12 protein-coding genes are annotated in these 12,693 nt (G+C 74.4%); 7 read left to right on the plus strand and 5 right to left on the minus strand.

What is annotated here, in order from left to right:
* Positions 1-6: 6 nt before the first annotated feature.
* The 6 genes from BLV02_RS01230 (at position 7) to BLV02_RS01255 (ending at position 8,716) form a co-directional block, all read left to right on the plus strand.
* Positions 7-1,680: an alkaline phosphatase D family protein gene (locus tag BLV02_RS01230; protein ID WP_069111253.1), complete on the plus strand. Its 1,674-nt coding sequence runs from the start codon at positions 7-9 to the stop codon at positions 1,678-1,680.
* Entirely contained in the window at positions 1,677-3,494 is a 1,818-nt protein-coding gene (locus tag BLV02_RS01235) for a DUF2264 domain-containing protein (RefSeq protein ID WP_069111254.1), read from the plus strand. The genes BLV02_RS01230 and BLV02_RS01235 overlap by 4 nt, the downstream gene beginning before the upstream one ends.
* Complete coding sequence (locus tag BLV02_RS01240) at positions 3,491-4,843, plus strand: sulfatase-like hydrolase/transferase (protein WP_069111255.1); 1,353 nt, start codon at positions 3,491-3,493, stop codon at positions 4,841-4,843. The genes BLV02_RS01235 and BLV02_RS01240 overlap by 4 nt, the downstream gene beginning before the upstream one ends.
* A gap of 67 nt (positions 4,844-4,910) precedes the next feature.
* Positions 4,911-5,912 (plus strand): YdcF family protein, encoded by a 1,002-nt coding sequence (locus BLV02_RS01245; protein ID WP_069111256.1) that lies wholly within the window; start codon positions 4,911-4,913, stop codon positions 5,910-5,912.
* Between the two features lie 63 nt (positions 5,913-5,975).
* Complete coding sequence (dacB, locus tag BLV02_RS01250; RefSeq protein WP_083288588.1) at positions 5,976-7,556, plus strand: D-alanyl-D-alanine carboxypeptidase/D-alanyl-D-alanine endopeptidase; 1,581 nt, start codon at positions 5,976-5,978, stop codon at positions 7,554-7,556.
* The gene (locus BLV02_RS01255; RefSeq protein ID WP_083288589.1) at positions 7,553-8,716 is read left to right on the plus strand and encodes a serine hydrolase domain-containing protein; all 1,164 of its coding nucleotides are present in this window, start codon (positions 7,553-7,555) and stop codon (positions 8,714-8,716) included. The genes dacB and BLV02_RS01255 overlap by 4 nt, the downstream gene beginning before the upstream one ends.
* A gap of 18 nt (positions 8,717-8,734) precedes the next feature.
* Here the strand turns inward: BLV02_RS01255 and BLV02_RS01260 are convergent, their stop codons facing one another.
* From BLV02_RS01260 to BLV02_RS01275, 4 genes are read right to left on the minus strand one after another with little or no spacing between them, the layout of a single operon-like run.
* Positions 8,735-9,655 carry a phosphotransferase gene (locus BLV02_RS01260; protein WP_069111258.1) on the minus strand — a complete coding sequence of 307 codons (921 nt, stop codon included), beginning with the start codon at positions 9,653-9,655 and terminating at the stop codon, positions 8,735-8,737.
* Positions 9,656-9,704: 49 nt separating this feature from the next.
* On the minus strand, positions 9,705-10,304 hold the full coding sequence (gene folE / locus BLV02_RS01265; protein WP_069111259.1) for a GTP cyclohydrolase I FolE: 600 nt from the start codon (positions 10,302-10,304) through the stop codon (positions 9,705-9,707).
* A complete protein-coding gene (locus BLV02_RS01270; protein WP_069111260.1) occupies positions 10,305-10,721 on the minus strand; it encodes a hypothetical protein in 417 nt (138 codons plus the stop codon).
* Positions 10,722-10,752: 31 nt separating this feature from the next.
* A complete protein-coding gene (locus tag BLV02_RS01275; RefSeq protein ID WP_171906731.1) occupies positions 10,753-11,265 on the minus strand; it encodes a DUF2231 domain-containing protein in 513 nt (170 codons plus the stop codon).
* 95 nt (positions 11,266-11,360) lie between these two features.
* Here BLV02_RS01275 and BLV02_RS01280 point away from each other — a divergent pair, with 95 nt between their 5' ends.
* Positions 11,361-12,047: a helix-turn-helix transcriptional regulator gene (locus tag BLV02_RS01280; protein ID WP_069111261.1), complete on the plus strand. Its 687-nt coding sequence runs from the start codon at positions 11,361-11,363 to the stop codon at positions 12,045-12,047.
* Between the two features lie 16 nt (positions 12,048-12,063).
* Here BLV02_RS01280 and BLV02_RS01285 read toward each other — a convergent pair whose 3' ends face one another.
* Positions 12,064-12,489 carry a pyridoxamine 5'-phosphate oxidase family protein gene (locus BLV02_RS01285; protein WP_069111262.1) on the minus strand — a complete coding sequence of 142 codons (426 nt, stop codon included), beginning with the start codon at positions 12,487-12,489 and terminating at the stop codon, positions 12,064-12,066.
* Positions 12,490-12,693: the final 204 nt, after the last annotated feature.

A 12,693-nucleotide genomic window follows, 5' to 3' on the forward strand; every position in this document is an offset into this window, starting at 1 on the left:
CCGCACATGGCCGAATCCCTCACCCGACGCCGGTTACTCGGAGCGGCAGGCGCGACCGGCGCCTGGCTCGCCTGGGCAGCAGCCGGCAACTCCGCCCACGCCGTCTGGGCGAAGCCGCGTTTCACCGTCAATCCGTTCACCCTCGGCGTCGCGTCCGGCGAGCCGTGCCCGGACGGCGTCGTGCTCTGGACCAGGCTGGCGCCGGACCCGCTGGCCGCCGACGGCGCCGGCGGCATGCCCGCACAGGTCGTGCAGGTGCAGTGGCAGGTGGCGACGGACCCGGCGTTCAGCCACGTCGTCGCCACCGGCACCGAGCGCGCGACACCGGAGCTCGGGCACTCCGTCCACGCCGAGGTCACCGGCCTGAGCCCGGACCGGGAGTACTTCTACCGGTTCCGCGTCGGCGCCGACACCAGCGCCGTCGGCCGCACCAAGACCACCCCCGTGGCGCCCGGCGGCAGCCGGCTGAAGTTCGCGCTGGCCTGCTGCCAGAACTACGCCGCCGGCTACTACACCGCGTACGAGCACCTCGCCCAGCAGGACATCGACCTGGTGGTGTTCGTCGGCGACTACATCTACGAGGGCCCCGGCCAGGGCACGATCGGCCGGCCGCACCAGCCGCCGCGGGAGATCTTCACGCTGGCCGACTACCGGATCCGCTACGCGCAGTACAAGTCCGACCCCGCGCTGCAGGCCGCGCACGCCCGGGCGCCCTGGCTGGTCGTGTTCGACGACCACGAGGTCGACAACAACTGGACCGGCGACCTGCCCAGCGACGACCAGACCGTCGAGGACTTCCTGCGGCGTCGGGCGCTGGCGTTCCAGGCGTACTACGAGTCGATGCCGCTGCGCCCGTTCTCCGCGCCCGTCGGCGACGACATCCAGATCTACCGGCGCTCCACCTGGGGCGGGCTGGCGACGTTCCACGTCGTCGACACCCGGCAGTACCGCGACCCGTACGCCTGCGGCGGCGCCGACTTCTCCACCTGCCCCGAGGCGTTCGACCCGGCCCGCACGATGCTCGGGTTCCCGCAGGAGGCGTGGCTGGCCGACGGGTTCCGCCAGTCGCGGACCCGCTGGGACTTCGTCGCCCAGCAGGGCGCGTTCGTCCGGCGCTGGGTCGACCAGAACGGCGTGCTGATGCTGAAGATGGACGCGTGGGACGGCTACGTCGGCTCCCAGCAGCGGGTGACGCAGGCCTGGGTCGACGCCGGCGTGCGCAACCCGGTCGTGCTGTCCGGCGACATCCACGCGCACTGGGCCTCGGACCTGAAACTCGACTACGACACCGCCGGCGCGCCGCTGGTGGGGTCGGAGCTGATCGCGACGTCCATCTCGTCCGGTGGCACCGGCCGCGACCACGTCCCCGGCGTGCACCCCACCTTCGCCGACAACCCGCACCTGCGCTTCTACACCAACCTGCGCGGCTACATCACCGTCACCGTGACACCGGAGCAGCTGCAGGCCGACTACCAGTGCGTCCGCGACGTCATGGTCCCGGGCGCCGAGGTGTTCCGGCGGGCGTCGTTCGTCATCGACGACGGCGTGCGCGGGATGCGCCAGATCTACGACGGGCCGCCCGCCGCGGCGCCGGCCCGCGAGCTCACCGAGGCCGAGCGGCGCAAGGCCATCGACGAACTGATCGCCTGGGAGTCCGGCGACGAGCAGGAGGGGGTGTGACCTCTCCGTTCGACGGCAATCCGCTGTCCGGCCGGGACGACCTGCAGCGGGCGGTGCGGGACCTGTGGGCTCCCGTCGCCGCCCGGCTCAGCCCAGGCCGGGCGCGGGCCCGCCTGGGCCACACCGCCGCCATGTTCCCCGACGTCGCGGCCGAGCTGGAGGGGTTCGCCCGGCCGCTCTGGGGGCTGGCGCCGCTGGCCGCCGGCGGCGGCGAGGTGGACTGGGCGCCGATCCGCGCCGGCCTGGCCGCCGGCGCGGACCCGGCCCACCCGGAGTACTGGCGCCCGCCCGGCCACCGCGACCAGCGGCTGGTCGAGATGGCCGCCATCGGCGTGGCGCTCGCGCTGGTCCCGGACCGGGTCTGGACCCCGCTGCCGCAGCTGGCGCGGGACGGGCTGGCCGCGTGGCTGGCCGAGATCAACCGGGTCGACGTGGTCGACAACAACTGGCTGTTCTTCCGCGTCCTCGTCAACGTCGGGCTGGAGCGCGTGGGCGCGCCCGAGTACGACCCGGACGCCGAGGCCGCCGCCCTGAACCGGCTCGAGACGTTCTACCTGCGCGACGGCTGGTACCAGGACGGTCCCACCGGCCGGTGCGACTACTACGTCCCATGGGCCATGCACTACTACGGCCTGCTGTACGCGCGGCTGGCCGGCCACCGCGACCCCGCCCGCGCCGACCGGTTCCGCGACCGCGCCGCCCGGTTCGCGCACCAGCACGTGCACTGGTTCGCCGACGACGGCGCGGCCGTGCCGTACGGGCGCAGCCTCACCTACCGGTTCGCCCAGCACGCGTTCTGGGGCGCGCTCGCCTACGCCGACGTCGAGGCGTTGCCGTGGGGCGTGGTCAAGGGCCTGCTGCTGCGCGGCCTGCGCTGGTGGGCGGACCGCCCGATCGCCGACAACGCCGGCGTGCTGACCATCGGGTACGGCCGGCCGAACCTCATCATGGCCGAGGGCTACAACTCGCCCGGGTCGCCGTACTGGGCGATGAAGGCGTTCCTGCCGCTCGCGCTGCCCGCCGACCACCCGTTCTGGCGGGCCGAGGAGGCGCCGCTGCCGGAACTCGACGCCGTCACCACCCAGCCGGCGCCCGGCATGGTGCACTGCCGCTCCGACGGGCACGTCTTCACACTGGCCGCCGGGCAGCCCGGTGCGCGGTTCCGGCACGGCGGCGAGAAGTACGCCAAGTTCGCCTACTCGACGGCGTTCGGGTTCAGCGTGCCGGGCGGCGGCCCCGGGCTGGCCGAGCACGCCCCCGACTCCATGCTCGCGCTCAGCGACGACGACGTGCACTGGCGGGCCCGCACCGACCCGGACGAGACGCGCGTCGGCGACGGCGTCGTGTGGTCGCGCTGGACGCCGTGGCCGGACGTCGAGGTCGACACCTGGCTGCTGCCGTGGCTGCCCTGGCACGTGCGGGTGCACCGCCTCAGCACGTCGCGGACGCTGTTCAGCGCGGAGGGCGGCTGGGCCGTCGGCCGCGACGACGACGCGCCGCCGGCCGCGCCGGACGGTCCCGGCGCGGCCGCGGCGTCCGGCCCCGGCGGCGCCAGCGGGCTGCGCGACCTGCTCGGAGGCAGAGACGGCGTCACCGTCCTGACCGGCCCGAACACCAACCTGCTGGAGCCGCGGGCGACACTGCCGACGCTGCGCGGCCGGCACGGCCCGGGCGAGCACTGGCTGGTGTGCGCGGTGCTCGGCACCACCCGGCCGGACACCTGGACGGCATCCTGGACCAGTCCGCCGACCCTGGACCGGCTGCGCGCCGTGCTGCCGGCCGAGGTCGACCTCCCGGAGGTGATCACGTCGTGACGGCACCCCGCCGCCCCAACGTCCTGTTCCTGATGACCGACGAGCACCGCTTCGACGTCGCGGGGTTCGCCGGCGACCCGGTGGTGCGCACGCCGGTGCTGGACGAGCTGGCCCGCGGCGCCGTGGTGTTCGGCAACGCCTACACGCCGGCGCCGATCTGCGTGCCCGGGCGGCAGGCGATGATGGCCGGGCAGTTCCCCCGGCACTGCGGCGTCGAGCGGTTCGGCGACGACCTCGCACCCGGCCACCTCACCTTCGCCCGCCAGCTCGCGCTGCACGGCTACCGCACCGTCGCGGCCGGCAAGCTGCACCACGTCGGCGTCGACCAGGCGCAGGGCTGGACGCACCTGATCGGCATGGAGAGCGGCGTCGCGCCGCACCACCTCGCCGGCCGCGACGAGGACTCCTACCGCGGCCTGCCGACCCCGGCCGCGCACAAGTGGTCACAGGCCACCGAGGTCCAGCGGGCCGGCATCGGGCGGTCGCCGTACGTGGCCCGCGACGAGTACACGGTGGCCGGGGCGCTGCAGTACGTCCACGAGCACTTCGTCGACAGCTACTACGACCGCGCCATCCCCGAGGTGCCGCTGCTGCTCAAGGTGAGCCTGCACCAGCCGCACTACCCGTACCTCACCCCGCACCGGGAGCTGTTCGAGCACTACCTCATCCGGGTGCCGCTGTACGAGGACCAGGAGCTGTCGTCCCACCCCGTGCTCGGCGGGCGGCGGCACGTCGTGCGCGCCGGCATCGAGGTCACACGGCGCGAGCAGCAGCGTGCGGTGGCCGCCTACTACGCGATGATCGAGGCCGCCGACGGGCTGTTCGGCCAGGTGCTCGACGGGCTGCGGCTGGCCGGGCAGGACCTCGACGACTGGATCGTCGTGTTCACCAGCGACCACGGCGAGATGCTCGGCGAGCACGGCGTGTGGGAGAAGCAGCGGTTCTACGAGGGCAGCGCGCGGGTGCCGCTGTTCGTCCGCTGGCCGCGGCGCTTCGCCCCGTCCGCCGTGACCCGGAACGTCAGCCTCTGCGACCTCTACGCCACCCTCTGCGAGCTGACCGGGGTACCGGTGCCGAAGGGCCTGGACAGCCGGAGCCTGACGCCGCTGCTGTCCGGCGACCCGTCCGGCTGGGACGACGAGGCGGTCTCGCAGTTCGACGGCACCCGGCTGATGATCAAGCGGGGCGCGCTCAAGTACCAGTGGTACGGCGACGAGGGTCCCGAGGTGCTGTTCGATCTCGAGGCCGACCCGGGCGAGCGGTACGACGTCGTCGCGGACCCGCGCCACGCTCCGGCGCTGGCCGGGTTCCGGCTGCGCCGCGACGAGCTGGGGTTCGGGCCGGGCTGACGCGGCGGCCGCGGCGGGTCGCGGGAACCGGCCGCGGCGACCCCCGCCGCCCGGTTAGGGTGCGCGCATGACGTCGCAGCTCGTGATCGGCGGCGCCCTGCTCGCCGTCTTCGCCTGGCGCTTCCACCGCGAGCCGCGACGGCTGAGCAACGGACTCCTGCTGCTGTTCGGCGCCGGGTTCCTGCTGCTCGGGCTGCTCGACGAGCTGGCGCCGGAGGTGCTGGTCGTCCTCATCGCGGTGTCGCCGCTGCTCGTCGTCGGGCTGGCGGTGCTGCTGATCGTCAACGGCGTGCGCGTGCTGCGCCGCGAGCGGTTCCGGCTCGGCAACGCGATGTCGCTGCTGGCCGGGCTCGCCATCGTCGCCGTGGTGGTGGTGGTCCCGGCGGGCTTCCTGATCGCCGCCCGTTCGCGGGAGCCCGGCGTGCTGCCGGCGCTGCTGCTGTCGCTGCTCGGCGTGGCCGGCTACGTCGGGTTCCTGTTCACGCTGGTGACGCTGTACGCGCTGGTGTACTCGCGGCTCCGGCCGACGCTCGGCAGCGCCGCGATCGTCGTGCTCGGGTCCGCCGTCCCCCGCGGGACGGTGCCGCCGCTGCTGGCCGCCCGCCTGGACCGGGCCGTCGAGCTGTACCACCGCGAGGTGGCCGCGGGCCACGCGCCGCTGGTCATCGCGTCCGGCGGGCAGGGTCCGGACGAGCCGGTCGCCGAGGCGCACGCGATGGGCCACTACCTGCGTGAGCACGGCCTCCCGGCCGAGGTGGTGGCCGAGGAGGACCGGTCCCGGTCGACCCGCGAGAACCTCGTCCTCAGCCACCGGCTGCTGGCCGCACGCGGCGACGACGGCCGGCTGCTCGTCGTCACCAGCAGCTACCACGCCCTGCGCGCCGCCATCCAGTCCCGGCAGCTGCGGCTGCCCGCGCAGGTGGCCGGCGCCAAGACCGCCCGCTACTACGTCCCCAACGCGTTCCTGCGCGAGTTCGTGGCGCTGCTGGCCGACCACAAGCTGCTGCACGGCACCATGCTCGCGCTGATCGCCGCCGGGCCGGTGCTGCTCTACCTGCTCGTGACCTGAGCGCTCAGGTTCTTCTTAGACGGGTCCTAAGTCCGTCTCATCGGGCCCGCGCATCGTCATCGCATGACGACACCAACCCGGCGGACCGTGCTCGCAGTGATGACGACGGCCCTGGTGGCGCCGGCGGTGGCCCGGCCCGCCGCGGCCACCGGCGCGGAGGACGAGTTCGCGGCGGCGGTGCGCGACATCGTCGGGCGGCCGGAGTTCGCCGGGGCGCGCTGGGGCGCCGTGATCGGCCGTCCCGGCGCCGACCCGGTCTACGCGCTGCGGCCGGACGAGCTGTTCGCCGCGGGGTCGTCGTCGAAGATCTTCATCGCCGCCACCGCGTACTCGTCGCTGGGGCCGGACCACCGCTTCCGCACCCCGGTGTACCGGACCGGCCCGGTCGAGGACGGCGTGCTGCACGGCGACCTCGTCCTCGTGGCCGGCGGCGACCTCGTGCTGGGCGGGCGGATCCAGCCGGACGGGTCGGTCTGGGCGCCGGAGCCCGACCACACCTACCCCGGCCGGCCGCCGGCGCCGGGCGATCCGCTCGCGGTGCTGCGGACGCTGGCGGCCGAGGTGGCGGCGGCCGGCATCACCCGGGTCGGCGGGCACGTCCTCGTCGACGCGTCGCTCTACGCCGAGACGCCGGAGTCCGCGGGCGGCGTCGCGATGACGGTGTCGCCGCTGACGCTCAACGACAACGTGATCGACGTGACCATCACGCCCGGCGGCTCCCCGGGCGGTCGCGCGCGCCTGACGATCTCGCCGGACGTCGGCTACGTGTCGATCGTCAACGAGGTCGCCACCGTCGCGGCCGGCGGACCGCCCGGGCGGCCACTGCGCTACACCGGCGACGCCGAGAACGCCGACGGCACCCGGACCGTCACCCTCACCGGCGACCTCCCGGCCGGCGCGCCGGACTTCCACTGGAACTACCCCGTCCCCGGGCCGGCCCGGTTCGGTGAGCTGGCCTTCGCCCGGGCGCTGCGCGAGGCCGGCGTCGAGGCGCGGGCGCGTCCGTCGTCCGGTCCCGCCGCACCGGCGCCCGAGCACTACACCCGGCCGAAGCGGGTCGCCGAGCACGTGTCGCCGCCGCTGTCGGAGGTGGTGAAGGTGATGCTCAAGCCCAGCTCGAACGTGCACGCGACCGGCTGGCAGTACGTCATCGGCGCCCTCGCCGGCCACGACCGCGACGACCCGCTCGCGGGGTACGCGCGGCTGCGGCAGCGGCTGTTCCGGCGGGCCGGACTGGACACCGATCCGCCCGGCGGCGCCGACAACGACTACACCCCCACATTCTTCGTCGACTTCCTCTCCTTCCTCAGCCGGCAGCGCTGGCTGCCCGAGTTCCGCCCGTCGCTGGCGATCCTGGGCCGCGACGGCACCCTCACCGACGTCTCCGCCGACTCGCCCGCGGCCGGGCACGTCTTCGCGAAGACCGGCACGTCGCACCGCGGCGGCGGCCCGGACACCGATCAGGACCTCGCCAAGGCGCTGGCCGGCTTCATCGAGCGGCCGGGCGGCGACTCGCTGCTGTTCGGCGTCTTCATGGAGCACACCGTGCCGGCCGCCGACGCGACGAAGGTCCAGCAGCTGGCCGGCCAGGCCATCGGCGACATCGTCACCGCGGCGTACCTGCTGCTCGGGGAGGAGGCGTGACGAGCACGCGGCCGCTGTCGCGCCGGTCGGTGCTGGGCGGCGCGGGTGCCGTCGTCGTCGGCGCCGCGACGGCCAGCGGCTCAGAGGCCGCCCCGGAGGTGTTGCGTCCCGGCGGCCGGTTCGACCGCCTCGTCGAGGAACGGGCCGCGGCCGGGCGGTTCTCCGGCGCCGTCCGGCTGGCGCACCGCGGACGGGCGGTGCTGACGCGGTCGTACGGTCCGGCGAACCGCGACACGGACCGGCCGAACCGGGCGGACACCCGCTTCGACCTCGCGTCGATGACGAAGCAGTTCACCGCCGTCGCCGTCGCACAGCTGGTGCAGCGGGCGCACCTGCGCCTCGACGACCCCGTCGGCGAGTACGTCTCCGGGCTCGACCCCGCGGTCGCGGCCACCGTCACCGTCCACCACCTGCTCACGCACACGTCGGGGTTCGGGCGGCCGCCGCTGCAGGGCCCGGGCGAGGAGCCGCCGCCCGCGCCGGTCGGCGTCGACGAGACGTGGGAGGCGCGGATGGAGCTGCTGCGGTCGCTGCCGGCGCCCGACTTCGCGCCCGGCAGCCGGCACCGGTACAGCAACGACGGCTTCTTCCTGCTCGGCGCCGTCGTCGCCGCCGTCTCCGGCACGGCCTACCACGAGTACGTCGCCGACCACGTCTTCCGGCCCGCGAAGCTGCGCGACACCGGCTTTCCCACGGTGCGGCAGCTGCGCGAGGACGACCGCTGGGCCCGCCTCTACGAGCCCCGCGACGGCGCCTTCACCGACGTCACCGCGTCCGACCGGTTCCGCTACATCGGCGGCCCGGACGAGGGCGCCACCTCCACCGTCGCCGACCTCGCCCGGTTCGCCACCGCCCTCACCGACGACGACGTGCTGCTCGAGCCGGCCTACGCCCACCTCGTCACCAGCCCGAAGGTGCTCGCCCCGCCGCCGTCTCCGGACCGGCCCGGGCCGCCGCGCGACCACGGCTTCTACGGGTACGGCCACAGCTGCTCGATCCTGCGCGGGCGGCGCATCCACGGGCACTCCGGCAGCGGCCCCGGCCGCACCACCAACCTGGACGTCTTCCCCGACCTTGGCTGGGCCTGCGTCGTCCTCAGCAACCACCACGACGACATCGACCCGATCGTCGGCCTCGCCCGCGAGCTCGTCACGGCCTGACGCCGGGCCACGAGGCCGTCAGGCGTTCGCCCGGCGCAGCCGCTCGGCCCGCTGGTCCAGGAGCGCGCTGCCGGACAGCGGGACGGTGCCGTGCAGGGTCTCCCAGCGGGCGTTGTGCGCCGCCGTCCAGAGGCTGGCCGCCCAGGCGACCTCGAGTTCCTCGGCGGTGAAGGCACGGCCGCGGCGGCTCTGGTAGGTGTCGAGGAAGGCGGCCGAGCTGTCGACCGGCGCGAGCGTCGGCGGGCCGGCGCTGGCGAACGCCCCGCTGGCCGCGCCGACGAGCGCCGCCTCGGGCTGCCACGCCAGGCTGTCCCAGTCGTGCACCACCCAGAGGTCGCCGCCGCGCCAGCGCAGGTTCTGCGCCTCGAAGTCGGCGTGACCCAGCACCGGCGGCAGCCCCGACGCGAGCAGCCGGCGGCGGACCCGGACCGCGGTGTCGAGGACGAACCCGGGGACGACGCGCTGGTCGCGCTTGTCGAGGAAGCCGATGGCCGGCCAGACCCCGCCGTCGGTGTGGTCCCACCGGGCCCACCGCGGGTTCGGCAGCGGCGGCGCGACGTCGACGTCGGCCAGGCCGGCCATGAGCGCGGCGTACACCTCGGCGTAGCGGACCGCGACCGCGGGCCCGTCACCGCCGAGCCGGTCGCCGCCGGGCCAGTGCGCCTCGGCGTGCACCATCAGCCAGCCGACCTCGACCACCTCGGTGAGCGGCCGCGGGCACGGGAACCCGGCGTCGGCCAGCGCCGCCTGTGCCGCGACGCAGGCCGCGATCCGCGGGTCGGCCGTGCGCGCCTTCACCACCACCTCCGCCCCGCCGATCAGGCGCAGGCCGAACACCACCGAGATGCTCCGTGCCTCGAACAGCAGCTCGGCCGGCTCGTTGCCGAGCCGGTCGTGGCAGAACCCCGGCAGCCAGCCGGGCAGGTCGTCGACCCCCATGCACGGCAACGCTGTCACGGCGCGGCTTCGCGGCGGCGTCACCCGAGCGTCATGCCCGCACCCCGGAGAGGGCGAAGAACTCCTGCCGGGAGCGACCGTCCTCGCGCAGGGTGCCGAGCAGCGTCGACGTGACGGTGGTGGAGCCGATGGCCTGGACGCCGCGCAGCACCATGCAGCTGTGCTCCGCCTCGACGACGACGCCGACGCCCTTGGGCGCGAGGCGGTCGCCCAGCCAGTCGGCGACCTGCTTGGTCAGGCGCTCCTGGACCTGCGGACGGCGAGCGAAGTGCTCCACGATGCGGGCCAGCTTGGACAGCCCGAGGATGCGCTCGCCGGGCAGGTAGCCGACGTGCGCGACGCCGACGAACGGCAGCAGGTGGTGCTCGCAGACGGAGCGCACCGGGATGTCGCGGGCCAGCACGAGTTCGTCGTACCCCTCGTCGTTGGGGAACGTGGTGAGGTCGAACGGGCGCGGGGTGAACAGCTCGGCGTAGGCCCGGGCCATGCGCGCGGGCGTGCGCCGCATGCCCTCGCCGTCGGCGTGCACGCCGAGCGCGCGCAGGAAGTCGGCGGCGGCCCGTTCGGCCGCCTCCAGGTCGAGTTCGTCGTCGGGCTCGTGGACCACGCGCAGGTGCGTCGAGGCGTCCATTCAGCTCTCTCCCACGCCGAGCGCCGTCAGCAGCACCAGCACGACGGTGACGACGGCGAACAGGCCGTGCCCGGCCACGACCGGCACCGGGAACCGTCCCTCGGCCGGTCGGGACGCGGCGTCGCCGCCCCGCGCCCGGTACGCCGGCAGCCAGCGGGCCAGCATGGTGAAGCCCAGCAGCGCGACCGGGAGCAGCAGCACCAGCGCCGTCCACGCCAGCGCCTCCTCGTCGGTGACCACGTAGACGATCCACACGACCAGCCCGATCGCGGCGAGCGCGAAGTGGCCGAAGATCAGCGCCGGTGGGAACCGGCTGGCGCCGGGCCGGCTCGGGCCGCCGTTCGCGACCCAGATGCCCAGCATGATGAAGCCACCCACCGCGGTGACCAGCCAGGTCACCAGTGCGGCCACAGCCATGACATCCTCCTCGAATCGTGGTGCGCGGCGGTCAGTGCCGGTAGCCCTCGGCCTGCGTGGTCTCGTCGGCCACCCGGACGCCGTAGTGGTAGGCCAGCTTGCCGCCGAGGTATCCCGACACCCCGAGCGCCGCCAGGGCGGCCACCGACAGCACCAGCGGGCCGGGCGCGACCGCGTCGTCCAGCCCGCCGCCGTCACGGCGCCACAGGAAGTTGGCCGCGTAGGCCACGGTGATCGTCAGGTTCAGGCTCATGTGCACGATGGCCGTGCGGAACGCCGTCGTGCCGGGCGGGATGGCGAACAGGTCGAGGAAGCCGACCATGGCCGCCGCGAGCGCGCCCAGCACGCCGATGCCGATCAGCCACATCGACCCGCGGGTCAGGAACGCCGGGTCGGACACCGCCTGCGAGGACAGGTCGAACACGAGGCTCGCGACCCACGCCCCGATCGGCACCGTCACCAGGATCGGGTGGATCGGGTGCCCGTACGGCCCGGCCAGCCACCGGCTCACCGGCCGCTTCGCCTGCTCCATGCCGCTGGTCATGGCGACCTCCTTTTCACTAACAGATATTGGTCTTATTCGGCCGCGTGGTCAAGTTCCCGGATTGAGCTCATCGCCGTACGCGTTATCGTGGTGGCGTGACAGGTGAGGCCGAGATCAGTGCCGTCGCCGCGCTCGACGAGCCGCTGCGGCGCCGCATGTACGCGTTCATCCGGCAGGCCCGCCGGCCCGTCACCCGCGACGAAGCCGCCGCGTCGGCCGGCATCTCCCGCAAGCTGGCCGCGTTCCACCTCGACAAACTGGTCGACGCCGGGCTGCTGCGGGCGCACTTCCAGCCGGTCGGCGGCATCCGCAAGGTCGGCCGCGCCCCCAAGGTGTACGAGCCCGCCCGCGACGACGTCCAGGTCGCCATCCCGCCCCGGCGGCACGCCATGCTCGCCGAGGTCCTCATCGACGCCGTCCTCACCGAGGGCGACGACGAGACCGCCCGCGACGCCTCCGTCCGGGTCGCCCGGCAGCACGGCGCCGAGGCCGGCGCCGCCGAACGCGCCCGGGTCAAGCCCGGCCGCCTCGGCGCCGAACGCGCCCTGACGCTCGCCGAGACGCTGCTGGCCGGCTACGGCTTCGAGCCCAGCCGCGAGTCGCCCACCTGCGTGCGGCTGCGCAACTGCCCGTTCCACCCGCTGGCCGCCCGCTCCACCGAGCTGGTCTGCGGCATCAACCACGCCTTCCTCGACGGCCTGCTGGGCGGCCTGCAGGCCACCCGGGTCGAGGCGGTGCTGGCACCGCGCCCGGGCGAGTGCTGCGTGGAACTGCGAGCCTGATCAGCCGCGGGCCTGATCAGCCGCCCGCCCGCTGCGGCGGCACCCGCCGGCCCCGGACGATCTCGGGGCGGACGCGGATGTAGTGCGGCCGCTCCCCCGGCGCCCACGGCGTCAGACCCAGCGCCGCCAGCCGGGTCCGCTCCTGCTCTCCGGTGACCGCCTCGGCCCGCCCGACCAGCACCACCGACCACCCCGTCAGCGAATCCTCGTCGAACCGGTCGGCCTCGAACGCGACGACGGCGGAGCGGGTCGCAGCCGCCAGCTTCGACCCCATGCCCGTCCGGATGATCACGTCGTCGCCGTCCAGCACGAAGTTCACCGGCTGAATGGCCGGCAGCGCGCCCTCGGTGAACACGATGCGCCCGATCGGCACCGACCGCAGCAGCGCGTAGCACGTACCGCGGTCCAGCCGCTCCAGCCCGGCGGAATCGGCATCGCCCATGAGGTCCACGCGACCATGATCCCGCCGCGCCCGGCGAGGCCGCCAGGGAGGCCGGACGTCCACCTCCGAGGAAATCGATTACCTGGCTTCGACCGGGTTCATCCGCCTTTGAGCTGCCCCGACGACCGAAATGGGGGAGGATCAGGGTCGGCCGCAGCTATTGACGCGTGATCGGTTCACCTCTATCGTCCCGAGGAAATCGAT

Origin of the sequence: Jiangella alba, from assembly GCF_900106035.1 — a bacterium.
Lineage (GTDB): Bacteria > Actinomycetota > Actinomycetes > Jiangellales > Jiangellaceae > Jiangella > Jiangella alba.